Annotated in this window: 20 protein-coding genes; 10 read left to right on the top strand and 10 right to left on the bottom strand. The window is 41.0% G+C overall.

Annotation, left to right across the window (positions count from 1 at the left end; translation table 11 throughout):
• Positions 1–140 precede the first annotated feature (140 nt).
• On the top strand, positions 141–1,538 hold the full coding sequence (locus tag AC5JL8_RS04310; RefSeq protein WP_495878544.1) for an amidase: 1,398 nt from the start codon (positions 141–143) through the stop codon (positions 1,536–1,538).
• Between the two features lie 4 nt (positions 1,539–1,542).
• Positions 1,543–2,250: a Crp/Fnr family transcriptional regulator gene (locus AC5JL8_RS04305; protein WP_495878543.1), complete on the top strand. Its 708-nt coding sequence runs from the start codon at positions 1,543–1,545 to the stop codon at positions 2,248–2,250.
• Positions 2,251–2,343: 93 nt separating this feature from the next.
• Here AC5JL8_RS04305 and AC5JL8_RS04300 read toward each other — a convergent pair whose 3' ends face one another.
• The 3 genes from AC5JL8_RS04300 to AC5JL8_RS04290 all read right to left on the bottom strand — a co-directional run bounded on the left by AC5JL8_RS04300 (position 2,344) and on the right by AC5JL8_RS04290 (position 4,069).
• A complete protein-coding gene (locus AC5JL8_RS04300; protein WP_495878542.1) occupies positions 2,344–2,835 on the bottom strand; it encodes a hypothetical protein in 492 nt (163 codons plus the stop codon).
• 21 nt (positions 2,836–2,856) lie between these two features.
• Complete coding sequence (locus AC5JL8_RS04295; RefSeq protein WP_495878541.1) at positions 2,857–3,204, bottom strand: cupin domain-containing protein; 348 nt, start codon at positions 3,202–3,204, stop codon at positions 2,857–2,859.
• An 88-nt stretch (positions 3,205–3,292) separates the two neighbouring features.
• Positions 3,293–4,069, bottom strand: a complete 777-nt coding sequence (locus AC5JL8_RS04290) for a class I SAM-dependent methyltransferase (protein WP_495878540.1) — start codon at positions 4,067–4,069, stop codon at positions 3,293–3,295.
• Between the two features lie 87 nt (positions 4,070–4,156).
• Here AC5JL8_RS04290 and AC5JL8_RS04285 point away from each other — a divergent pair, with 87 nt between their 5' ends.
• Together AC5JL8_RS04285 and AC5JL8_RS04280 are read left to right on the top strand one after the other, a co-directional pair.
• Positions 4,157–4,444 carry a hypothetical protein gene (locus tag AC5JL8_RS04285; RefSeq protein ID WP_495878539.1) on the top strand — a complete coding sequence of 96 codons (288 nt, stop codon included), beginning with the start codon at positions 4,157–4,159 and terminating at the stop codon, positions 4,442–4,444.
• A gap of 157 nt (positions 4,445–4,601) precedes the next feature.
• Entirely contained in the window at positions 4,602–5,372 is a 771-nt protein-coding gene (locus tag AC5JL8_RS04280; RefSeq protein WP_495878538.1) for a hypothetical protein, read from the top strand.
• A 49-nt stretch (positions 5,373–5,421) separates the two neighbouring features.
• Here AC5JL8_RS04280 and ilvC read toward each other — a convergent pair whose 3' ends face one another.
• Positions 5,422–6,417, bottom strand: a complete 996-nt coding sequence (ilvC, locus tag AC5JL8_RS04275; RefSeq protein ID WP_495878537.1) for a ketol-acid reductoisomerase — start codon at positions 6,415–6,417, stop codon at positions 5,422–5,424.
• A gap of 230 nt (positions 6,418–6,647) precedes the next feature.
• Positions 6,648–7,514 (bottom strand): aldo/keto reductase, encoded by an 867-nt coding sequence (locus AC5JL8_RS04270; protein ID WP_495878536.1) that lies wholly within the window; start codon positions 7,512–7,514, stop codon positions 6,648–6,650.
• Between the two features lie 201 nt (positions 7,515–7,715).
• On the opposite strand from AC5JL8_RS04270, the gene AC5JL8_RS04265 reads away from it, so the two are divergent.
• From AC5JL8_RS04265 to AC5JL8_RS04250, 4 genes are all read left to right on the top strand, one after another.
• Positions 7,716–7,844, top strand: coding sequence for a hypothetical protein (locus AC5JL8_RS04265; RefSeq protein ID WP_495878535.1), 129 nt, complete (start codon positions 7,716–7,718; stop codon positions 7,842–7,844).
• Between the two features lie 406 nt (positions 7,845–8,250).
• Positions 8,251–9,783: a SagB/ThcOx family dehydrogenase gene (locus AC5JL8_RS04260; protein ID WP_495878534.1), complete on the top strand. Its 1,533-nt coding sequence runs from the start codon at positions 8,251–8,253 to the stop codon at positions 9,781–9,783.
• Positions 9,784–10,532: 749 nt separating this feature from the next.
• Positions 10,533–12,533 carry a PAS domain-containing sensor histidine kinase gene (locus AC5JL8_RS04255; RefSeq protein ID WP_495878533.1) on the top strand — a complete coding sequence of 667 codons (2,001 nt, stop codon included), beginning with the start codon at positions 10,533–10,535 and terminating at the stop codon, positions 12,531–12,533.
• Between the two features lie 7 nt (positions 12,534–12,540).
• Entirely contained in the window at positions 12,541–14,061 is a 1,521-nt protein-coding gene (locus tag AC5JL8_RS04250) for a hybrid sensor histidine kinase/response regulator (protein ID WP_495878532.1), read from the top strand.
• 177 nt (positions 14,062–14,238) lie between these two features.
• On the opposite strand, the gene AC5JL8_RS04245 is transcribed toward AC5JL8_RS04250, so the two are convergent.
• From AC5JL8_RS04245 to AC5JL8_RS04230, 4 genes are all read right to left on the bottom strand, one after another.
• Complete coding sequence (locus tag AC5JL8_RS04245) at positions 14,239–16,866, bottom strand: DUF3769 domain-containing protein (RefSeq protein ID WP_495878531.1); 2,628 nt, start codon at positions 16,864–16,866, stop codon at positions 14,239–14,241.
• A gap of 398 nt (positions 16,867–17,264) precedes the next feature.
• Entirely contained in the window at positions 17,265–17,381 is a 117-nt protein-coding gene (locus tag AC5JL8_RS04240; protein ID WP_495878530.1) for a photosystem II reaction center protein I, read from the bottom strand.
• 422 nt (positions 17,382–17,803) lie between these two features.
• The gene (locus AC5JL8_RS04235; RefSeq protein ID WP_495878529.1) at positions 17,804–18,496 is read right to left on the bottom strand and encodes an acyltransferase; all 693 of its coding nucleotides are present in this window, start codon (positions 18,494–18,496) and stop codon (positions 17,804–17,806) included.
• Positions 18,497–19,093: 597 nt separating this feature from the next.
• Complete coding sequence (locus tag AC5JL8_RS04230; protein WP_495878528.1) at positions 19,094–19,222, bottom strand: hypothetical protein; 129 nt, start codon at positions 19,220–19,222, stop codon at positions 19,094–19,096.
• Positions 19,223–19,698: 476 nt separating this feature from the next.
• Between AC5JL8_RS04230 and AC5JL8_RS04225 the strand changes: the two genes are divergently transcribed.
• Positions 19,699–20,022: a hypothetical protein gene (locus tag AC5JL8_RS04225; protein WP_495878527.1), complete on the top strand. Its 324-nt coding sequence runs from the start codon at positions 19,699–19,701 to the stop codon at positions 20,020–20,022.
• 510 nt (positions 20,023–20,532) lie between these two features.
• A complete protein-coding gene (glgP, locus tag AC5JL8_RS04220) occupies positions 20,533–23,154 on the top strand; it encodes an alpha-glucan family phosphorylase (protein WP_495878526.1) in 2,622 nt (873 codons plus the stop codon).
• Between the two features lie 276 nt (positions 23,155–23,430).
• On the opposite strand, the gene AC5JL8_RS04215 is transcribed toward glgP, so the two are convergent.
• Positions 23,431–24,174 carry a DUF429 domain-containing protein gene (locus tag AC5JL8_RS04215; protein WP_495878525.1) on the bottom strand — a complete coding sequence of 248 codons (744 nt, stop codon included), beginning with the start codon at positions 24,172–24,174 and terminating at the stop codon, positions 23,431–23,433.
• Between the last annotated feature and the right edge of the window lie 7 nt (positions 24,175–24,181).

The raw sequence follows: 24,181 nt of genomic DNA, 5'->3' as shown, positions 1-24,181 counted from the left end.
CCTCGCTTGTTGCAGCCTAATATCCTAGTTGATTGGCAAATCTCAGGAGCTATCAGAGCTATAATTCCCAGGAACCTTGCTAAAGTAACGTCTCAGTTTAAAAATTGCAGAGAAAGACAAAAATACCCGGTAGCTAACCCATGAATAATAATGATTTAGCTTTTACCCCAGCACTGGAGTTGGCGCAATTAATCCATCGCCGGGAAGTGTCGCCCCTAGAGATGGTGGAAATATATTTAGAACGGATTGAGCGGTTGAATCCTAAATTAGGAAGTTATTTTACGGTGACGGCAGATTTGGCGATCGCAGATGCTAAAGCCAAAACAGAAATGCTAACAACTACCGCAGAATTACCACCATTTTTTGGCGTACCGATTTCTATTAAAGACCTTAATGCCGTGGCGGGTGTGCCTTGTACTTATGGAAATCCTGCGTTACTAAACAATATTCCTGATTATGATGATGGGGTTGTAACCCGGATTAAACAAGCTGGGTTTGTTCTGCTTGGTAAAACCGCAGCTTCAGAAGTTGGTTCATTTCCTTACACCGAACCTACAGGATTTCCCCCGGCTAGAAATCCTTGGAATTTAGAATATACACCTGGCGGTTCTAGCGGTGGTGCAGCCTCATCAGTAGCAGCAGGATTGTGTGCGATCGCCCAAGGTTCTGATGGTGGTGGTTCAATTCGTGGGCCAGCCGCTTGTTGTGGTTTGGTAGGAATCAAACCATCACGGGGAAGGGTGACTAAAGCACCAGTAGGCGATCGCCTCTCTGGAATTGCTACTAGTGGGCCGATTGCGCGTACTGTTGCTGATGCAGCTGCTTTGTTAGATGCGATATCTGGCTATTTCACAGGCGATCCTTATTGGTTACCCGATCCAGAACCATCATTTCTCGCGGCTACTGAGAAAAAACTTGGTAGTTTGCGAATTGCTTTTACTACTAGCATCCCTCCCTTGGGTAAAGCGGATGCTAACTGCGAACAAGGAGTTTTGCAAACAGTCAAATTATTAGAACAATTTGGTCACCACGTTGAACAAAAATGCCTAGATTTTAGCGGTTTAGTTGAACCATTTCAAATCGTATGGCAAGCTGGGGTAGCTGCGTCAGGACTGCCTATTGAAGTATTGCAACCCTTGAATCGCTGGTTATTTCAACGCACCGGTTCTGTTGTTGAATATGTCCAAGCAGTTTCGCAAATGCAGATGGTGGCACGGCAAATCGTGGCATTTTTTGACAATGTAGATGTGCTAGTTTTACCTGTTTATTTGCATTCACCGATTCGGGTGGGAGAATGGGCTGCTTTAAGTCCCGAAGAGGCATTCCAAAATATTATTAATTGGGTAGCGCCCTGTCCACCAGCGAATGCAACTGGACAACCCGCGATCGCCTTACCTGTAGGTTTTGATAGTAATGGTTTACCGATTAGTGTGCAGTTACTTGGCAAACCTGCTGCTGAAGCAACACTCATTAGCCTAGCAGCGCAACTAGAAGCCGCTAACCCTTGGCTTCAGCATCGTCCAGCCTTGGCAACATAATGCCATGCAGGTATCCTTAGAACAACTCTCTCAAGTTACCGTATTTGCGAGTTTAGAAACAGCAGACAAAGTAAGTTTGCAACCTTACACCCAGGTGCAAGGTTATCGCAAACGAGAGATTATTCTGCATGAAGGCGATCGCTTACCAGCCAAGTTATATGCTGTTATTAGTGGTTCAATTCAAATTACCAAAACTGCAACCACAGGTAAAGAAACGATTCTTCGCACCTTAGCTGCTGGGGAAATTTTTGCTGCACCTGCTTTATTAGGCAATGGAATTTCGCCTGCAACTGTAACTGCTGAATCTGATTGTGCAATTCTCACTGTCGAGCGAGATGCTTTATTAAAAACTATTCAACAAAATCCTGAGATTGCCTTAAGGATGCTGATGGTTTTTAACAATCGGATTCAGCAATTGCATGAAACAGTTCATGGATTAGTTTCCGAAAGAGCTATTGTGCGACTTGCCAGATTAATTCAATATTTTGCCGCGGAATCTGGAACTGAAACAACTCCCAAAGGTGAGTGTTTAAAAGTTAAATTATCTTACTATCACATGGCTCGGAGTGTCGGCATTTCTTATGAGGAATGCGTGCGTTTAATTAAAAGCCTGAAGTCGATAATTAATTATAGTCGTGGTGGAAAAATTACAGTAATTGATATGAATAAGCTAGAGGCGATCGCTTCTGGTGCAGTATCACTTGAAAATTAAGTTTTACTGCCAAGTAAATATTTTGTAAATCTGCAACCCCAGGCGTTAGTTCCATACAATTATTGAGAATAGTGCAATATCTCTGTATAGATATTAAGTAGCTATAGTAACTTTATCTTGTTCACGAGCAGCAACGACTAAAACTAGACATAAAGCTGCGATCGCTTTTTGCCATTCCTGCTGTACTTGGACATTTTCAACACCATCAAACAACGCCACCAAGCGCGGTACAGAAGCCTCTAAAGCTGCACAAGGTACAGGACGGTGCAAATCAACTAAGTTACTAAGACTTTCCTGATTATGGACGAAACCAATTACCCATTTTGTTGTGTGATCAGGACTATCAGGAACACGCTTAACTCCTAATTCATTTTTTAGCCAGTTGTAAAAAGGCGGTAGTTTTTGAGCCAAAACTGCTCCTGCTGTTGGTAATGTTTCCTTTAGCAAATTAGCGTCTAAGCTGTCTAGCTCTTGCTTTAATTCAGGGGATTTGAGAACTTCGGTTAGCGTCTTTGAAAGTATTGCTTCTAACTGAGTTTGAGAAAAGTTTAAGTGTTGGCTGAAAGTTGAAATTAGTGATTGCATGGTTTATTCCTCAATAAATATCTAATTAGTATCTGCTGTTTTTTCAGATAGTATGAGCAAGAACGCGAGATTTTCTTCAGCTTGTAAAGCATGAGGTGCATTAGCAGGCATAAAAACTAAAATGCCATGTTCAAGTACAATTTCTTGCCCTGATAAAGTCAGTAAGCCCTTGCCTTCAAGTACTTTGATTGTGGCATTGCGAGTTGAAGTATGTTCGGAAATTTCAGTGTTAGCCGTTAGGCAGAATAAGGTATATTGACAAGCCTTATCTTTTAGTAACACTTTGCTAATAACTCCGCTATGCGGATATTCAATATGTTCTCGTAGTTGAGTAACAAAAGATGAGTTTGTTGTGATTATATAAGTCATAGTGATTGGCGATTTATAACCGCCGATAGATACTGATGAACAACGAGAATTTATGAAACAAAATCAGCTTAATTTTAGTTTCAAAATGCTATTTTTTAACAGCACACATAATGATGTAGCCCAATTCATGGCGATATTTTTGGAAGACATGGCGCATTTCTAAAATACGGTTACGGATGGATGGCTGGGTCAAGATATTCCACAAAATTTGCATACTGTTAACAATGCCTTCCTCTTGCAACATCTTTCCCAAATTCAATAAATTCATAGGCCCAGTGAGATGCTGCTGCACTTCTAACTCTGCTTTTACCAAAGCAGTAATCCAGTTGGTTTCTGAGAGTGGTGTAGAATTAACTCGAATTACCTGTGCTAAATCAGCATGAATTTGTTCTTCTTTCTCACGAGCTAAAAGTTCATGAGAGAGAAATTTACCTCCTGGTTTGAGCCGACTGCAAATTTCAGCTAAAAGTTTAGCTTTTGCTAGTGGTGATTGCATAGTGAGAATAGCTTCTGCAAAAACGTAATCAAACTTCCCTGGTATTTTATCCAGATGGAAAATATCGCCTTCGATGATTTCAATTTGATTTTCTAAGCCAGCCGCGCGGATATTGGCACGCGCATGAGCTACGCTATCAGGATGTTTTTCTATGCCTACTACTTTTACTTGGTAGCGTTGAGCTAGAGATATAGCACTATAACCAAAGCTAGAAGCTAACTCTAAAACTGTTTTACTAGGCTGAAAATTTGCCCACTGGAATAATTGCTCTGTAGCCATCCGTCCGCCGGGACGCAGATACTTTTTACCTGCGGCCGCTAAAACTTGGTGTCCGGAAGCAGTTTGGAAATTGAGGGTGGGGTTAGTCATCTGTGTGACCCTCTGAACTGATCTTATCCCCACTTTGCCAGGAATTTTTGCTGCCGTCTCTGAGGTAGCTCAAAGAAGGAAAAAGATGTGGCTGTTTCAGAAAAAGGTCGATTAAACTATGAGTCAACTGCTTCTGAGTATAAAAAAATGGATCGCAAGACAGCTACGACATGGTTGATATTGTTGTTCTTGATATTTGTTGGTTTTGGGGATGGCTTTCTACCCAAACCTTTAAGTACTGCTAGCTTACAAACTCGCACAACAATCAATGAATTTTTTGTTGGCTTGTTTCCAAGTTGGCAACCAAAAACTCGTCCGAATGCACGTACAGAGAAGGCTGTAGACAACCTCGAAAACGGTGGTTCCAAAAGATAGTAAGATTAAAAAAAATTTTTTAATTTTGAATTACGTGCAGCGATACTAGGGCCTTTTTACAAGTACATCAAAGTTAACTAAAAGCACAAAATGATAGGTGGATGGGTTATGAAGGGAATACTCTACTTATGATCTGAGATTCCATACACTACTACTGATGGAAATTGTAGAGGAAACCCGCACCAGATTGCAGCTAAAGCACCGACCACTAAGACATTGGCTCACCGGGTGGTTTATTTTTATTGCCTGTTTTAGTCTTTTTATTTACTGCATATTTTTTGAATCTGCTTCAGTTAGTCTAACTTGCGATCGCTCCTCATCCAACGGAATTAACTGTGAGTTAAGGCGGTATAATTTGCTGGGAAGCATGGAGAAGGTAAAAATTTTTGACCCACAGGAAGCGTACATCAAGACAAATATCGGCAGCAAAGGAGGAAGAACTTACCAGATTGTCATTTTGACACCATTTGGAGTTTATCCTCTTTTATCCCAAATTAGCTATCAAGAAAATCAAGAATTTGCTTTTAATGTCAATAATTTTCTAATATCTAGTCAAACTTCTCTATCAGTACAGCAAAATCAGCGGAATTATATATTTTTCTTAAGCTTATTTCTGTTGATTATTATGGCTATTGGTGATTTTGTTGCGACAACACCTGTCACCAACTGTACTTTTTACAAAAGCCTGAACAAGGTATTTATAGAGCGCAAAGGGTTACGCAGTCAACAAAGCATTGAATTTCCTTTAGAATCCATTTTGCGTTTTGATATTCAAGACAAGCAATTTAAATACTCTAAACTTTATCGTGTTGTGATTGTGCTGCAATACCACAAAGAAATACCAATTAATCTAGAATATACAGATGAAAAAAGCGTGCAATATGCAGTTTCTAGGATACGCTACTTTCTGAATATAAATAATAGCTAATAGTTAATTTGCAGTTAACTCATTAGCTATTACCTATTACTAATTGCAATTAAGCCTTTTTCAACCAGCTAAACATGGCGCGTAAATCTTTGCCAACTTCCTCAATGCGGTGTTCGGCTTCTTGACGACGCATAGCGGTAAATCCAGGCTTGCCAGATTGATTTTCTAAAACGAATTCCCGTGCAAATTGCCCAGATTGAATTTCGCTGAGAATCTTCCGCATCTCTGCCTTGGTTTGGTCATTCACAATTCGAGGGCCACGGGTATAATCGCCGTATTCAGCAGTGTTAGAAATGCTGTCACGCATTTTGGCTAAACCACCTTCTACAACTAAGTCAACAATTAACTTGACTTCATGCAGACATTCAAAATAAGCCAATTCTGGTTGATAACCAGCTTCTACTAAAGTTTCAAATCCGGCTTTGATTAAGGCACTCAAACCACCGCACAATACTGCTTGTTCGCCAAACAAATCAGTTTCGGTTTCTTCACGGAAAGTAGTTTCGAGAATGCCGGCACGAGTACCACCAATACCTCTAGCGTATGCCATCGCGCGATCGCGTGCCCGACCACTAGCATCTTGATAAACGGCAAATAGCGCTGGTACGCCTTGCCCTTGTTCATAAGTCCGCCGTACTAAATGCCCTGGGCCTTTGGGTGCTACCATCACCACATCTACATTAGCAGGGGGTACAACTTGCCCAAAGTGAATATTAAAGCCATGAGCAAAGGCTAAGACATTGCCTTCTTGTAAATTTGGTTCAATTTCGTTTTTATAAACTGTTTTTTGCACTTCATCAGGCAACAAAATCATGATGAAGTCAGCAGCATTAGCCGCGTCTGCAACATTTTTCACGGTCAACCCAGCAGATTCGGCTTTGGCAGCTGACTTACTGCCCGGATATAAACCCACAATCACATTCAAACCGCTATCTTTCAGATTAAGGGCGTGAGCATGACCTTGGGAACCATAGCCGATGATAGCAATGGTTTTTCCAGCCAAAAGGTCTAAATTGGCATCTTCGTCATAATACATCCGGGCCATAGCGCATCTCCTGTCAGCAAGCATCGTCATTAATTAGCAGGCTTTTGATTGTACCCCAAATTGAGGAACCACAGATAAATACCGATCAAGTATGAGGCATTAAAGTTATCCGTTTCGGCTTCAGACAGGAGAGAAAAAGTCTATGAATGAGATAAGGTTTGACACTTTTTGCTGAAATAAAATTTATTAGTGTTTACTTTGTATGTACCTGTGGTTTAATTTAAGGATTTTTAGGTTGCCTGATCAATTTTTTGCACTTCTTCCTGAGATAGTTTCACGTTAATTGCACTTACCGAATCTTCAATACTGGAAATTTTGCTAGCGCCAGGTATGGGTAAAATAGCGGGAGATTTAGAACGCAACCACGCCAGTACAAGACAATAAACAGATATGCCTTTTTGTTGAGCTAACTGCGCGATCGCAGTAATATCTTGCAAGTTTTGATGGCGACGTCTACCACCGAAGGGACTCCAAGGTAAAAAAGTTAGTCCTTCTTGTTCACAATACTTCAACACGCCGTCAGTTTCCGGCTGTCGTTCCCAAGGGCTGTATTGATTTTGCACAGAGACAATATCAACTACGTTCCGCGCCTGCTGAATTTGTTCTACGGAAAAATTAGAAACTCCGACAAACCGAATTAAACCAGCTTCTACCGCTTCTTTAACTGGTGCGAGAGATTCTTCAATGCTGTACTTGGGATCGGGGGCATGATATTGCCAAACATCGATAGGTTTACTACCGCCGAAAGCCTCAAAACTTTCACGAATTGTTTGACGTAAATGTTCTGGGTTACCGTTACGCGCCCAGCTTCCATTAGGACGCATCAAGCCGCCCTTAGTCGCCACAACTACATGACTAACATCGCCTTTGTAACTGGCAAGTGCTTTGTTAATTAACCTTTCGTTATGGTGTTTATCTGACTCATCTAGGCAATAAGAGTCAGCAGTGTCAATGAATGTGATACCTAGATCCAAAGCACGATGGATAACTTGGATTGATTCTGATTCAGGAGGGCGATTCGATATTGACATCGGCATCCCACCCAAGCCGATCGCACTCACAGAGACACCTGTTTTTCCTAGCTGTTTAATTTCCATGCTTATAGCTCTAGTTTGCAGCACCATTACTTATTTAGTAGCTGGTCACAGAGGTTTTAACAATTTATCTTTGGCTAGGTTTATCGATAGCTGTGATATGCCTATGCCTACGCATCGGCTATGATTTAGGGTTCGCAAATTCAGGAAACCTGGAATCACTCCAGTAACTCGGTTGGAGAATTTACTGTTGGCTTACTCAAGTTGGGTATTTGGTTAATAGTTTACAGCCCATATTTGTTGATTTTAGCTGCTGCTGTGTATGGCTTGAACCGTTGGCGGCGGAATTCACAACCTGTGCGGACAACGCTACCAGTAGAAAATTATGATTGATAAAAAAATTATGTTTTCTTAATTTTGGTTACTAAAGGTAACACTGGTAAGACTACGCAACATTGAAAATTTCAAATACCCCACAGGAAGCCGCCTTTGGCTAGTCTACAAAAATATACTATTGTGTGTAGTTTTTTGGGGTGTTCTTGGATGGTAGTCTATAGCGATCGCACTCGATTAAGTGTCAATTTTGGCATTTATCAACTAAGTTCAGACTGCTCACGAAATATTACTGCACTAAGCAACATCTCAATTAAGCCATAATCAGCTAACAACTTAGTTAATCACATACTAGTAGTTACTCAGTATCATATTGCGATTATTAAGATTGTACCAATTAACACGAAATAATCAGGCGCAAGAATGCCAAGATCAAAAAAGGACGCCCAATGGTATTGAAAGTACTATGCCAGAATTACACCAATCAATTGCTCAACACTACCACGAACGTACTAAATATGACCCTGAGACTCTGGCCTCGAAAAGTCAGAGGTTAGACTGGGCTAAACAACCAGTGCCGTTCAAAGAGTATAAAATTGGCTCGTCTTTTGATCTCAAACCCTTCCTACAAGAAAATCCAGAAGCTTTTACTAATAGCTCAGATGCTCAATGGTGGCAGAGACTGTCACGGTTACTGTTTCGCAGTTATGGACTAACGGCAAGAATGCCATCTATGGGGAGTGCGGTATATTTACGTGCTGCTCCCAGTGCAGGTGGGTTGTATCCGGCTGAGGTGTATGTGGTTTCCAGAGGAACAGAGTTCTTACCACCTGGGCTATATAACTACCAATGTCGGACTCATTCGTTGATGCATTATTGGGAAAGTGATGTTTGGCCAGCTTTACAAGCAGCTTGTTTCTGGCATCCATCCCTAGAAAGTACCCAACTGGCAATTGTGATCACTGCGGTATTTTATCGTTCAGCATGGCGCTATGAGGATCGAGCTTACCGCCGAATTTTTTTGGATACGGGACACCTCTTGGGTAATATCGAGTTAGCTGCGGCGGTTAATGACTATCGCCCCCATTTAGTTGGCGGCTTTGTGGATGAAGCTGTTAACGATCTACTTTATATCGATCCGCAACAAGAAGGAGCGATCGCGGTTCTGCCTCTGGCAGACTTGTTAGATATCAAACAAAATTTACCACTCGGACGAAGCGCTTTACCTTCTGCCACCGAAACCACTTATCCTCCGATCCCCGATGGCGAACTGCTGAAATATTTTCATCTGCACACGCAGATTCAACCTGGTACAACTGGCAAACTCAATTTACCAGAAGTCAAACAAGACAAATCTTTAGAGGATAAATACAACTTTCCTTTCTGTCTGAAAATTCCCACCACTACCAGCCCCATTTACTGGGGGGAACAGCTAACAGAACTAGAAAACACGATGCACAAGCGACGTTCTACCCGTGCTTACAGTGGTGATGATCTAACGTTCGATGAACTTAAAGCTTTACTCGATTTCACTTACCAACCCCAAAATTACATTCACCAAAGTTTAGATCGTTCTCCAGACTACTTTGACCTGAATTTAATCGAAACATTTATTGCTGTTTGCGGAGTCAAAGGTTTGGAAGCAGGTTGTTACTATTACGCACCAAAAGCACAGGAATTGCGGCAAATTCGCTTTAAAAACTTCCGGCGAGAGTTACACTTCCTCTGTTTGGGGCAGGATTTAGGGCGGGATGCCGCAGCAGTCCTATTTCATACAGCTGATCTCAAATCAGCGATCGCTCAATACGGCGATCGCGTTTACCGTTATTTACACATGGATGCCGGACATTTGGGGCAAAGGCTGAATTTAGCTGCAACTCACTTAAACTTAGGCGTTAGTGGTATTGGTGGCTTCTTTGATGACCAAGTAAATGAAGTTTTAGGTATTCCTACAGATGAGGCAGTTCTCTACATTACTACTTTGGGACGACCGAGATAAGCTGTTGCGTTGTTAGTTTGCACATTGAGACGAGTAAATTGGGTTTTGCCAGGATCGTAATAAGGACTTACGCATCAAGTTTGTCCCTTGAGACTGGGTGTAAGGGTATAGGGGTGTAAAATTTTTGAACACCTACACCCATGTACATTCATACTCCTACACCCCTTGCCAAAACTATTGCCAGTCATAGCCGAACGCAACAGTAAGTAGCAACGATTCAGCTTCTGTAAAAGGTTTAGTTTCATGAAGTTTAAGTTTAAGGTTAAAGCTGCTACCTAAAATTTAAGCCAAGGCACTACTAAGGTGCAAAGAATATTTAGTTTCAGTTGCCTAGCTTTGAAATGAAACATTTTTCTTGTATCACGTATTAGTTACAGCCTTTGAAGTGCGATCGCGCTTTCATTTAATCTCTCTTGATATTAATTTTTTTTGCAAAAACTGCCCCTGGCTTGTTAAAAATTAAGATAAAGATTATTCGATTTTATAAAAAGAATTATAGATAAACCCCCATTCCTCCAGGGACTAAGGTAAACTTTACGTTAATAAAAATAGTAGTTTAACAAGTTCATCGAGCAGGCCTATCCAATGAGCAAAGGAGTCGTTTATCTGAGGATGAGCTTTGCCTAATTCTTAATAGTACAGCAAATGTTGAGAAAATAAGACCTAACATATTTCTTGAAATAACGCCGAACGCTTGAGTTTTTATAAAATCCGAGCGAGCATATAAATATTTTTTTACATAAACACTAATGCTATTACCTGAAACTGAAAAACAACGCCTGGAAATCCTTAATCAATATGCAATTTTAGATTCACCGACAGAAGAAGTTTTACGAGCAATTTTAGCAGCAATTCCTATTCCATTACTGATTTCACGTTTATCAGATGGACTAATTCTATATTCTAACCAAGAGTTGCTGCAAACATTTCGTCTATCTTCAAATGATTTATTTAAGCAGAAAACTTTAGATTTCTACCACGAGCCATCTGAACGACAGAAATTATTAAGAGCTTTTGCCCAAGATGGATCTCTTCATAATTATGAAATTCAACTTAAAAGAGCAGATGGAACTACTTTTTGGGCAAGTATTTCGCTACAAATTTTAACCTTTAACGGAGAATCGGCAATTTTAACAGTATTTTATGACATTACTGCTCGCAAAAATAATGAAGCAAATCTCCAAAAGCAAAACGAATTTTTACAAAATATTTTTGAAAACATTCCATTAATGATTGCGCTCATTGATGAGCAAGGTAAACTTCAATGGGTGAATCAAGAGTGGGAACGTATTTTAGGATGGGATTTTCAGTATTTCCAAACACGTGATGTTTTGGAAGCTTTATATCCTAATCCTAATGACCGTCAGTATGCAATTAACTTTATTCAGTCAGCAAAACGAATTTGGGGTGACTTTAAAACTCAGGTGCGGGATGGAAGTTTTATAGATACTTCATGGACTAATGTTCACCTAGCTAATGGACAAATAATAGGTATAGGACAAAATATCACAGACCGTAAGCAAACTGAACAAGCGTTAAAAACTCAGATTGAACGAGAACAATTGATGAGAAGAGTTGCACAGAGAATTCATCAATCTCTCAACCTTCAAGATATTCTTAATGCTACAGTTCAAGAAGTACGAGATTTGCTTGAGGTTGATCGGGTAATAATTTTTCGGTTTGCCTCAGATATGAGCGGTAGAATTGTGGCTGAATCGGTGGATAGTAAATGGACTATTTCTCTAGGTGCAGATATCGTAGATACGTGTTTTCAAACAGGTGCAGGTAAGGATTATTATCAAGGCCATAAAAGAGCGATCGCTAACATTTACGAAGCTGGGTTAACTGATTGCCATCTACGCTTGTTGGAGCAGTTTGATGTAAAAGCAAATTTAGTAGTACCTATTCTTGTAGAAATAAATGGAGAAAATCGTGGTTCTTGCCTTTGGGGTTTATTAATTGCACACCAATGCTCTGGCCCTAGAGAGTGGGAAGAACATCACTTGGATTTGCTCGATCAACTGTCCGTACCAATAGCGATCGCCATTCAACAATCTAGCATCCTACAGCAAGCCCAAACAGAACTTGCCCAAAGACAAATAGCAGAAGTGAAGTTAAGAAGTGCGTTAGCAGAAAAAGAAGTTCTGCTAAAAGAAATCCATCATCGAGTTAAAAATAACTTGCAAATAGTCTCTGGCCTGTTACAACTTCAGTCTCACACACTCAATGATCTTGAAACCATCAAAGTTCTCAGAGAAAGTCAAAACCGCATTGAATCAATATCTCTAATTCATAAAAATTTATACACATCTCCTAATATTGGGAAACTTGATGTTGCTGACTATATTAATAATTTGGTAACAAGTCTATTAATTTCTTACCAAATAGTGCCTGGTAGGATTAGTTTAGAAACTAATATAGATTCAGTTTATCTAAATGTTGATCAAGCGATCGCTTGTGGACTAATTATTAACGAATTAATCTCAAATGCCTTAAAACATGCTTTTACTAACCGACAAACAGGTAGTATCAGCATCACCTTAAAAAATCTCGTTAATAACATTGAGATGATTATTCAAGATAACGGTACTGGATTACCAAAGGATTTAGATTGGAGGAATATTGGTTCTTTAGGTCTCTCGTTAGTTTATGACTTAGTTACAGAACAGCTAGAAGGCAATATTACCCTAGAAAATAATCACGGCACAGTATTCAAAATTAAATTTCCACAGTTAACTTTACAGCAGTAAACATCAAATGGGTCAGGTGAGAGTTTTAGTGGTTGAAGATGAAATTATTGTGGCTAGAACTATTGCTAGCCAACTCAATCAACTAGGATATATTGTGACTGGTACAGCTTCTTCTGGACAAGTTGCCATTGCTAAGGCTTCCGATACTCAGCCAGATATAGTGTTAATGGATATTATCCTCAAAGGAGAAATGGATGGTATTGCTGCTGCCAGTTATATTCGTGAGCATTTAGGAATTCCTATAATTTTTCTCACAGCCTATGGTGATAATAATACTTTAGAACGTGCCAAAATTACTCAACCATTTGGATATATTGTTAAACCATTTACTATAAAAGATTTACAAATAGCTATAGAAATAGGTTTGTTAAAACACCAATTAGAACGCGATCTACGAGAGAATCGAGACCAGTTAGAAACTCTTTTAAACTCAATGAGTGATGCTGTGATTGCCACAGATGAGCGAGGAATTGTGACATTTATAAATCCGGCCTGTGAAGCATTGACTGGCTGGCAGAAAGAAGAAGCTTTAGGAAGTGAAGTGTCGAAAATTCTGCATTTGATCAATGAAGTTACAGACGCCACAATAGAAAATCCAGTAGCCAAAGTATTGCGAGAGCAAAATGTTGTTTATTTAGAAGATTACATATCTTTGGTTTCTAAAGACGGAAGAAGAGTTCCGATTGGCGATAGTGCTTCACCTGTGATGCGACGACCTAATCAAATAAGTGGTGTTGTAGTTGTTTTCTGGGATATCAGCGAAAGACGTCAAACAGAATTGCTCACGAAAGCTTTGGAAAAAGAGCAAGAAGTTAACCGTCTCAAGTCTTTATTTATCTCTACTGTCTCTCATGAATTCCGTAATCCTTTAACTGTGATTCAAACCGCAGTGGAACTCATAGATTTACAGGGCCCAAAGTTAACCGAAGCAAAAAGAAAAACCTACGTCAAGCGAATTCAAACTGCTGTGCAATCAATGAAGCATCTTATGGAAGATGTGCTGTTCATGGGTAGGGCTGAAGCTGGAAAACTTGTGTTTAACCCTGTCCTACTGAACTTGGAAAAATTTTGCCAAGAACTAATTGAAGAATTTTCTCTAGTTAACAGTAGCTTGCATGAATTCGTATTTACCTGTGATAGTGTTAACACAGATGCATGGATGGATGAAAGGTTGTTACATTACATGCTGGGAAATATACTTTCAAATGCAGTTAAGTACTCTCCTGAAGGTGGAGCTATTGAATTTGACCTCAGATGTGATCCTATTGAAGGTGTAGCAACTTTTCGGATTCAAGATCAAGGAATTGGCATTCCTGAAGCAGACCAAGCTCGACTTTTTGAATCATTTTATCGCGCCTCAAATGTAAAAACAATTCAAGGTAACGGGCTGGGGTTAGTGATTGTTAAAAGATGCGTCGAAGCTCACAATGGAAAAATTAGTGTTACAAGCCAAGTTGGAGTGGGTACTACATTCACAATAATTTTGCCATTAACTTCGGAATTACCTGTTAATGAAGCTAACGAGTGAAACGCAATCAAATCAGCATTAATATCATTTTCGGTTGCATAGTCATAATTTAAAGTTTGTAGTTAGGGTTTTAGCTCTAACTACAAAAGTTTTTTATTGAGGTTGGTTAACCAGATATCTTTTAACAGATAAGTACTAACTATCATTTTGCCGGAATAGACAGTACTTATCTTTTGTTTAACGCTCCTGTCGTACACCACCCACAACTGGCTTAACTTCTTCTCCAGAAAATGGATCAGTCCCGCCACTCCAGTTAAAGTCACTAATGCGGAAGCTAAAGCCACCTAATTCCAGCACTGGATTATAACGCAAGGTAATTCCATAGGTGCGGCGACTATATTCCAGAATATAGTCAGTACTAGTTTCTCGACCTGTATCTAAGTTAACAGAAGTTTGAAAGCCTAAGCGAAATGGCCCATAAATTTGTTGTGAAATCCCAGCACTCAGTACTTTGTTATCAACAGCGCGGTCAAACAAAAAGGGTGATAATCCACTATTGAGACCTTGGGAATAACTAACATTAAAGGCAGTGTAGTCTAAATAAGGTCGAGAAAAATGACCAATTTGCCCTTCTAAACCAACTGTACCAATTAGGGTGCTTTGGTTATCACCATTGGTGTAATAACTGGTAGTACCTGTGATGCCAGCGATCGCGCGCAAGTAAGGAACCACTGGGTTAGGAGTGTATCGTAATCCCTCGGTAGCAGTGAGTGGTAATGGTGTCCCCTGCCACAGCAACAAACCACCACTCAAGGCAGCACTACTTTGTAGGCGGCCTAGTGAGATGCGATCGTTTTCTCTGTTGGGTTCTAGTAAATCTAAGCGATCTGTGTTGGCATTAATATACTGTGCGCCTGCTTGATAACTAAGGTTGATGCCACTGTTGCCTAAAGGAATTACAGGAGAGATAATTACACCGCCAAGACTACTTTGGACGGTTTGAAAACCGAGAGTACCGTTGTAAAGACGATCGCGGTAACTGTATTCCAGATTTAATAAATGAGGATTGCGATCGCCTAATATCTGGCGCAACCGCAAACTTGCTCTGAGATTGTTTTCTACTTCGCTCAAGTTGAGACTGGTTAACTCTCCGTTACCTTCGATTACAGCTTTAGGATTCAAACCAACATTCAGCCTCGTCCTAACACCAAACAGCGAACTGAAATCACCAATACCTTCTTGCACAGCTTTTTGCACAAAAAACTGAGGCGTAATCGTCCAGCGTGTCTGTGCTGTAGTCACAGCTTCAAAGCCACGCTCAATATACAAACCACCCCGCCGATCTCCATCAAAACCAGGGGAGGCAATAGTGGGAGTAACATCACGCTCCCGACGGTCAAGCCGCTGCTGATTTCGGGGAATGCCTACAGAAAAGTTTTGGTCAAACACTAAACGCGATCGCTCTGCTCTAATTTCATCTACGAAGGGAGATTGCCGCGTCAGAGTGACGTTAGCTGCCCGTAAAACTAGTTCTGGGGGTGAGAATGGATCGTTAGTGATGCGGACATCTTTTGCTTGCCAACCTCGCGGATAAAATTCAATTCGTTCAGCTTCAAAGCGTAGGCGGTTGACTACACCCCCTGATTTTTGTGGTGGGATGTTTCTGGCATCCCTGCGACCACCTACCGTGACATCAATCCCTCCCGGACTGTTGACACCAGAAAGCGGCTGATTGGCTCGAACGCGATCGCTTGGCAAATCTTGTGGCACTCCACCAGCTGTGACATCGGTAGGTAAGAAAGCAAAATCTGCTTGAGCTGTGGGTATATAAATCTCGCCCCTACCATTTTCTAGTTCGCCACTATCTTGGATAAAGTTATAAGTAAAACGCTGTCCCCGCAGTATTTGGTCGCCCCGTACCAATGCTACATTGCCTTCTCCCACGGCAATCAAGTTGTCCAAATTTATTTGCAGGCGATCGGCATCCACCACCGCCCCATCAAATCGCACCACTACATTACCTTCAGCCGTGACAATTCGTCGTTGGTCGTCATACACCTGCCTATCTGAAATTACTTCCACAGTTCTCTGTCTAATTTGTGGCGTGCTTGCAGGGGGAGTTGTCGCAGGTGGCTGATTTGTGGTTTCCCCTTGAGGATCTGGTGTTGATTGTGTTGGCGGTTGAGTTTGTTGGTTAGGCGACGTGAATTCTATAGTCGAGGGCGGCGTTGATGTTTCGTTTGTGGGATTGCGAGGCTTAAACTCTATAGTATTTTGTACTACTTCAGGGCTAGATGTATTTTCTGAATCAGTTACAGTGAGATTTATGCTTTCTGCTGGTTGACCAATATTAGTATTATTTGGCTGTTCTACTTGGGCAAATTTTTCAGCAGTCAACAGTGTCTGTGATGGCGAATCTTTAAGGTTTGTAGCGTTTGGGACAACTTGGGCTGTTTTTGACACCACTGCGGCAGACGTATCTGGGCTGTCATCCTCATGCTTTATGGGATAAGCAATTACCAATGGCTGCCCCAACAATGCAGCACCCTGAGATTCAATTACAGGAGAAAATTCCGGTGGGAAAGTTTCTGGTGGATTGGGTGTGAATAGGGTTTGGGCAACTACTAATTTATCCCGATTGGGTTTGATAGAAGTTGGCACTGGCAGAGAATTCTTCTTTGCCCCCGCAGTTGGAGGTTGCAGCTTTTGCGGTTGCTGCTTGATTTTTTCTTGATTTTCCTGCGTCCCAGTATCTGTTTCTACAATCGAATGAAAATTGGTATCATTAGCAGATGAGGTAGGATTTACAGGTTGTAATGCTTCCGTGATGGGAGGCAATGCGGGCGGCAGAACTGGATGAAGCATATTTCAGCACAATCAAGCTAACAAATAGCCAATTAGTAGCCGGAAGGATGAATTAACACCTTTTGCCTTCCGACTTGGCCTTCTGCCTACTTGCAGCAAGCCGGCCGGAGAAGGACACTGCGTTACAAAGTCAGTATGCTGTTGCGGCAGCGCATTAGAAAGAAAAGTCGCTGGCAGGATTTACCCCTGAGCGAACTTTAGGAGATTACGTCCGTTGTAGCAACTGCCGTCAGCTTTACTGATTTTTAGACGCCTAGAGGCGGCTTTCCATAATCCTCAGGAGAACCCACAAGTTAGGGTAAAACTGTCGTGGGTAACTCCCATGAAAGCAAGTGTCCATAGCTTCTGGTGTCTTCCGGCTTTCGACAGTCTTGCCTTGGATTAATTTAGTCGCGCTTTTACTCTAAATCCCGACGACCGGGGTTACGAGCTGGATCGTTCGACAATAATCCGAAGACAAAGATAGCTACAAAGAAGGCGACAACAATATAAACAGCGATTTTTAAAGTCAGCATCAGAGATATCTCCAAAAGGTATGAGAAACAGAGAACTTCTCTCTCTCAGTATCTGCTATGCAGAAAAGATAGCTCCTTTATATTACCCAAATCTCGTCCCTTTTTTGGAGGACTTTGGTGAGAGTAGAGAACCATCTCACTAGCACCAAATTAAGGATTGATTGCGTGTTTGGCTCTTTTATGCTATTGCAGTTTATCTGACTTATAGATATCCCTAATAAATGAAGTTGTAGACTAGTTACTGTTGTGACGTTTACCGAAGCCATTAGGTTTCCTAGTGTAGACAAACAGTAGCTGGTTGTCAAAAATTGCTATTTTTTCCTTTATAGTCTGCTATCTATAATAATCGCCGAAAATTGACTTCACCTCAGTATTCTGTACTACTTTCAACCCTTACCGCTCAAAGCACTACCTACCATTGTTTAGTCTACAGATGTCACTAGCTCCTTGCAAATGCGGCTTTTGATTACTTGCGCTGGTATACCTACGGCAACCGAGAAGGGTGGAATATTTTTAGTAACAACTGCTCCTGCACCAATGACGCTACCCTTACCAATAGTGACACCATCTAATACTGTTACTCCATGGCCTAACCAGCAGTCATCTTCGATTACAATTCCTTTGCGAGTAATACCTTGGTGTTTGATCAACTCCAGCGGATCTGCAAAATTGTGATTATTAGCATAGATTCCTGAGTGGGCTGCAATCATACAGTGCTTGCCAATTTTGATATTCCCAGGTCCAGCAATACACACGTTAGGGCCAATGAATGTTTCTTCATCAATGTGTATATAAGTATTTTCTAAACACCCTATATCAACATTACGTTCAATCGCTACTTTATTTGCTAGGTAAATTCTATTATTTTGTCCTCTTGCATCTATCCGCACTCCTTTAAAAATAAATACACCCTTGCCAATTTCAACACAATTAGCACCAATAAATTCGACACCGTTTTGAATATAAACTGGGAATTCTAACTTGGCAAAGATACTACAATATATCAGATTTCGTAACTGAGGCCCTAGAGCCAGGGTGGGAATACCACCTAAAAATGTAGTAACCAAAAGTTCTTGTAGACGCCGAAATTTTGCTAAATATTGCTTCAGTTTCATAGCTTCATACCTTTTAAACAAATTGTGGTTGTTAGTTAGGAAAATTACGTCAAATTGCATTGAGTCTTTTACTACTGCTACTGATACTGAAGTTTCCTTAACGGAGCAGTATATCAACTGTCAGATAAAAATTCTCAATTTATAGGAAGGCAGAATCTAAATTTGGCTAAATGAGCAACTTCCTAAGCCAAGTTTTGTTGAATTCCTAAATTGATATAGACAATAATTACTCTTTCGAGCTATGCATCAACTGCCTTGTTTGGCAAAAAGCCCTGTAGGGTTGTTTCTTTCCAGGGTGATTACAAGGACTGTTTATTTTTTACCAGACGGAATGCAAATTCTACTTTGAGTGAATTACTATGTCAAAATGCAGAATATTAAATTGCAAAATTGTTATTTTAGACAGTTTTATTTTTCGCCTAGATACTACTTTATATCTGGCAATTGTCATTTTTTTAACTGCTCAATTTAACAAAATTTTTGTTAGCTATACTACATTTTGTTTGGCTATATCAGTAGTCTAAAAGATTTCTCTTTTAGCGCCAAATGTAATTATTGTTTAATTTTTATGGTTGCTTCTGCCCAATTCAAACTAAATTAGGGTGGAGTATCTCCCACTTCAGCCATCACATTGAAGTTCACCATCGGTGCAAACAAGTAAGCGCTTCCCCGACTGCTATGACGGCTTTCTTGCAACGTATTTCTAGAGTATGCTGCTCTAATCATGTTGCACACGGATGATTTACAAACTAACCAAATCACTCTTGTAATTACATGAGTGGCTTTTAATAACAATTGCTTTTAAATATAACATATTTTATTTTTAGTGGCTCACTATAAAAAGCTAATTTACTCTATATTACTTATTTATTAAATGCTGCGGCTCAACGAGTATTTAATTTAAATATTAATAATAAGCACATCTTTTATACTATCAGCAAAAAAATCTATTTTAAGTGTTGAGTTTTACATTCAATTATTCTTCTAGCCATCACTTGTAACTAATGATTTTTTACTTGCGTATACCCATAAATTTGTAAATCACCCGGATGGGTTATCCAAGCGGGTGATGCGTACTTGGTGCTGGCCGTTATAAATTTCTGATAAAACCCAGACATACTTTACTTACTAAATCATTCGGCTTGACAAGAGCAAACGCTCTTGTTAGGTATCTTTTTCAATTCGTACACTTGGTTAAAATTATGGTTTTTATCAAAGAAATTGTCCAACAAGCTTTAACCACCGGCTATTTGAGTCTTGCAGCCCAAAACCAGATACAAGTGCTGCTTCAAGGTGATTATGACTCGGAAGACTTAGATGCTTACATTATTTTGCAGCGGGCTGTTGTGGCGGGTGATGTCAAGCAAGAAGCGCGTAGCCAAAAAGCTTTGCTTTCCTCTACAGGTAAGGATGCTGCATCAAACATCAAACTTGCTTATCAAGTTGCAGCCGAGATTGCTTGTGTCGCTGCTATGGCTCTGACTATGCCAAAAAATACCAAAGAGTATCCTTACTTGGGTGCATAAAATATTACTTTTCATTCTGCGATCGCCACACAATTTCATCCTCCAGTCTGATTTGGCGCTTGCTACCATATCAGTCTATTCATCTCGTGCTGCTATTATTCAACCAGAATAATATTAAAAAATAATTAAGAATAAAATTTTTGTCTAAACTAGCAGTAAGCTGTTGTCAGTTTGAGCAAAAATGCTGGAATAAAGCTTATAAAAAGATTCCTGCTGGTGATTATATAATTCATACAAATAAAATTACTGATAAAATTAATACAGAAAATACTACTTATGTTAAGTAGTAAATGATAGCCACTAGTTAAGTTTTATAATACCAAGCTCATATTAGAGCGAAGTCCATAGGATGAAAAATATCCTTAGTGTAAACTTTAGCAACCTTGATCAAAATAATTCTCAATACTTAACAAAGTCATAGCATTTTGACAAATACGGTATAAAGAATTGGCAACATTGGGAAAAGACAGTAAACAATAGCCATAGCTAAACTAGGAGTTTTGCCAACCTATGCAGCCAATTCGTACATTCAACGTCTCTCCTTCACTACCGCCGCGACTCGAACCGCTGCGGCAGCTGGCATATAACTTGCACTGGGATTGGAACGTTGAGAGCAAAGATTTATTTCGCCGCTTAGATTCAGACTTGTGGGAGTCTAGCCACCATAACCCAGTATTAATGCTGGGTACTATTTCTCAAGCTCGGCTTTTGGAAGTTGTCGAGGATGAAGGCTTCTTGGCCCAAATGGATCGAGCTGCGCGTCAGTTAGAAGATTATTTACAAGAGCATTCTTGGTATCAGAAACAACGAAAAAAGGCTGAAGGATTAAGTGTCAAGGATGAATTAGAAAGTGGCTCTAATTCATCACTTCAGCCTGCAAAAGAGTGTTACGCTTATTTTTCGGCTGAATTTGGGCTTGTAGATTGTCTCCCTGTTTATTCTGGAGGCTTGGGTGTTCTTGCGGGCGATCATCTCAAATCTGCTAGTGATTTGGGGCTACCACTAGTAGGTGTCGGTTTACTGTACCAACAAGGCTACTTTGCCCAGTATCTGAATGCTGATGGCTGGCAGCAGGAACGCTACCCGATCAATGATTTCTACAATATGCCCTTACACCTGGAGCGTAATGGCGATGGTTCAGAACTGCGGATTGCGGTAGATTATCCAGGACGCAAGGTTTACGCCAGAGTTTGGCGGGTACAAGTGGGAACAGTGCCACTGTATTTGTTGGACACCAACATTGAACCCAACAACCCTTACGACCATGACATCACAGATCAGCTATACGGTGGCGACATCGATATGCGTATCCACCAGGAAATTATGCTGGGGATCGGTGGTGTGCAGATGTTGAAAGCGTTGGGTTATAAAGTCACCGCTTATCATATGAATGAAGGCCACGCAGCCTTCTCTGCCCTAGAACGCATCCGTCTTCTGATTCAAGAAGAAGGGTTAAGTTATGCTGATGCCAAACAGGTGGTGGCTTCTAGTAATATTTTTACCACCCATACGCCAGTGCCAGCGGGGATTGACTTATTTCCTCCAGAAAAACTTTTGCATTACTTAGGGTATTTTGCAGATATCTTTGGCTTACCTAAAGAGCAATTTTTAGGTTTGGGGCGTGAAAATACAGGGGATTTGTCTGGGCCTTTCAGTATGGCTGTGTTGGCGCTGAAAATGGCAACATTTTCTAATGGTGTGGCGCAACTGCATGGTGTGGTGTCGCGGCAGATGTTTCAAGGCTTGTGGAAGAAAGTGCCTGTAGAGGAAGTACCGATCGCCGCCATTACTAACGGTGTCCATGCTCGTAGCTGTGTAGCTAAATCGACTCAGGAGTTATACGATCGCTACTTGGGGCCAAACTGGTCATCAGCACCACCAGATAACCAGTTGTGGGAACGGATGGACGCTATTCCTGATGAGGAATTGTGGCGTAACCACGAACGCTGCCGTTTGGACATGATTCTGTATATCCGGGAGCATTTGGTGAAGCACTTACGCGATCGCGGCGCTTCTGGATCTGAAATTGCCCAAGCTCAAGAAGTTTTAGATCCAAACGCTTTAACTGTGGGTTTTGCACGGCGCTTTGCTACCTACAAACGTGCTACCCTGTGGATGCGCGATGTAGAACGGATCAGGCGGATTTTGCTGGCTAACAAAAACCGGAAAGTGCAATTTGTCATTGCAGGTAAAGCACACCCAAAAGATATTCCAGGTAAAGAACTCATCCGCGAGATCAATCATTTTATCCGTGAACAACACTTAGAAAAACAAGTGGTGTTTGTTCCAAATTACGATATTCACATATCGCGGTTGATGGTAGCGGGTTGTGATATCTGGTTAAATACGCCGCGTCGTCCACGGGAAGCCTCTGGTACAAGTGGTATGAAGGCAGCAATGAACGGATTGCCAAATTTAAGCGTACTAGATGGCTGGTGGGATGAAGCGGATTACGTCCGCACTGGTTGGGCGATCGGACATGGAGAAAATTACGAAGATCCCAACTACCAAGATGAGGTAGAAGCCAACGCTCTCTACGATTTGCTAGAGAAGGAAGTTGTGCCGCTATTTTACGATCATCGGGATGTTGATGGCTTACCCCGTCCGTGGGTTGCCAAAATGAAGGATGCGATTCGTTTGAATTGTCCGTTCTTTAACACAGCTCGGATGGTGCGAGAATATGCACAGCGAGCTTATTTCCCAGCTAGCGATCGCTATCATATCCTGACTGCCGACAATTACGCGCCAGCGAAAGAATTAGCTGCTTGGAAAGCAAAACTCAGTGAACACTGGTTTAATATCAGAATCAAAGATGTTGACGTATCAGCAGCAGCAGACATTGAGGTCAACCAAACCGTTGCTGTTAAAGCCAAAGTTGATTTGGCAACTTTAACAAACAACGATGTGCAGGTGGAACTCTATCAGGGTACGATTGATGCCAATGGTGAGATTGTCAATGCTATTCCTGTAGTTATGGATTACCAAGGAGAGGATACACAAGGTTTAAGTGTTTACACAGGTAACATCACTTACACGGCCTCTGGTTTGCAAGGCTTGTCTTTGCGTGTACTGCCAAAACACAATTACCTCTCTAATCCTTATGAACCAAGATTGATTGCTTGGGCGGAGTAACTGTTCTGAGTGCTGAGTCACCGAAGTTTGCCCGGAGGGAAACCCTCCTTGCAACTTCTCGCTGAGTTCTGAGTAATGAGTTTGAGAGAGTTAAGAGTAAGAAGTTATGAGTTATGTCTTGTACTTTTTACTCTTAATTTTTTTATACTTAGCACTCGCTACTGGGCACTCAGCACTGATATCATATCCGCCTAATTAGTGATAATTCCCGCATTTGTGCAAAAACCGGGAAATCCTTTTTCCCCCTGCTCCCCTGCGGCCTTAATGATAAGTCTTTCACCGGACACGATATGATTTGGGGATGACAATGTAACCAGTGGTGCGATCGCCTAATACTAAGTTACGTTGTTCACCCCAATACCACCAGTGTGCAGCTACATAACTACAGATTAGGCTATCTAGTTTATCTTCGGTTTCTTTAAGTGCTGCACCAGTGGTGGGAATTTCGGAAGGTATCAAACCGCAAAACTCTAGAGAAGGTAAAGGCGGTTCGAGGGTGGGTAGGGTATTAATAATGTAATTGTATAGTTTGATTAGTTCTAAACGGCGATCGCTGAGGCGTCCTTTTTTGTATTTAAGGATGCGTTCTAAGTTAAAAAAATGAACTATTGCCGGATGGGGAAAAACTTCTATTTGATATCTGCCGAGTGTTTGCGGTTCTATAGTCGGTGCGTGTGCAAAGCCACGCGTTTCTAATTCTAAACCGAAGTTGACAGTACGCTCTGCAAAAGGCAGACCTAAATTAGCTGGGTAACATCCAGCATGGTATTTACCAAAGTTTTTGTGGCTGAGTTTGTCTGGTAGACGGCTCCCGCTAGCATTAGGAATAAGGGTAGGTGCATCTACGGCGATGATTGCTGGTTCTTCTGGGTTTACGCAAGTATCAATCCAGTTAAGGATGTCTGCAATAGCTTCTTTGCGGTCTAGGTCAAGGAGTTGTAATTGTCCGTCTATAAATTCTAAGTAGCATAAGCCGCTCGGTTGGGATTTCCAACCTAAGTCAATGCCAATAAATTTCATCACATAA

Source organism: Mojavia sp. (assembly GCF_059505145.1).
This window is presented reverse-complemented; position numbering and strand designations above follow the sequence as displayed.

Coding starts and splice junctions, on each gene's coding strand:
- AC5JL8_RS04310 (WP_495878544.1), top strand. CDS start 141: ATGAATAATAATGATTTAGCTTTTACCCCAGCACTGGAGTTGGCGCAA.
- AC5JL8_RS04305 (WP_495878543.1), top strand. CDS start 1,543: ATGCAGGTATCCTTAGAACAACTCTCTCAAGTTACCGTATTTGCGAGT.
- AC5JL8_RS04300 (WP_495878542.1), bottom strand. CDS start 2,835: ATGCAATCACTAATTTCAACTTTCAGCCAACACTTAAACTTTTCTCAA.
- AC5JL8_RS04295 (WP_495878541.1), bottom strand. CDS start 3,204: ATGACTTATATAATCACAACAAACTCATCTTTTGTTACTCAACTACGA.
- AC5JL8_RS04290 (WP_495878540.1), bottom strand. CDS start 4,069: ATGACTAACCCCACCCTCAATTTCCAAACTGCTTCCGGACACCAAGTT.
- AC5JL8_RS04280 (WP_495878538.1), top strand. CDS start 4,602: ATGGAAATTGTAGAGGAAACCCGCACCAGATTGCAGCTAAAGCACCGA.
- ilvC (WP_495878537.1), bottom strand. CDS start 6,417: ATGGCCCGGATGTATTATGACGAAGATGCCAATTTAGACCTTTTGGCT.
- AC5JL8_RS04270 (WP_495878536.1), bottom strand. CDS start 7,514: ATGGAAATTAAACAGCTAGGAAAAACAGGTGTCTCTGTGAGTGCGATC.
- AC5JL8_RS04260 (WP_495878534.1), top strand. CDS start 8,251: ATGCCAGAATTACACCAATCAATTGCTCAACACTACCACGAACGTACT.
- AC5JL8_RS04255 (WP_495878533.1), top strand. CDS start 10,533: ATGCTATTACCTGAAACTGAAAAACAACGCCTGGAAATCCTTAATCAA.
- AC5JL8_RS04250 (WP_495878532.1), top strand. CDS start 12,541: ATGGGTCAGGTGAGAGTTTTAGTGGTTGAAGATGAAATTATTGTGGCT.
- AC5JL8_RS04245 (WP_495878531.1), bottom strand. CDS start 16,866: ATGCTTCATCCAGTTCTGCCGCCCGCATTGCCTCCCATCACGGAAGCA.
- AC5JL8_RS04240 (WP_495878530.1), bottom strand. CDS start 17,381: ATGCTGACTTTAAAAATCGCTGTTTATATTGTTGTCGCCTTCTTTGTA.
- AC5JL8_RS04235 (WP_495878529.1), bottom strand. CDS start 18,496: ATGAAACTGAAGCAATATTTAGCAAAATTTCGGCGTCTACAAGAACTT.
- AC5JL8_RS04230 (WP_495878528.1), bottom strand. CDS start 19,222: ATGATTAGAGCAGCATACTCTAGAAATACGTTGCAAGAAAGCCGTCAT.
- AC5JL8_RS04225 (WP_495878527.1), top strand. CDS start 19,699: ATGGTTTTTATCAAAGAAATTGTCCAACAAGCTTTAACCACCGGCTAT.
- glgP (WP_495878526.1), top strand. CDS start 20,533: ATGCAGCCAATTCGTACATTCAACGTCTCTCCTTCACTACCGCCGCGA.
- AC5JL8_RS04215 (WP_495878525.1), bottom strand. CDS start 24,174: ATGAAATTTATTGGCATTGACTTAGGTTGGAAATCCCAACCGAGCGGC.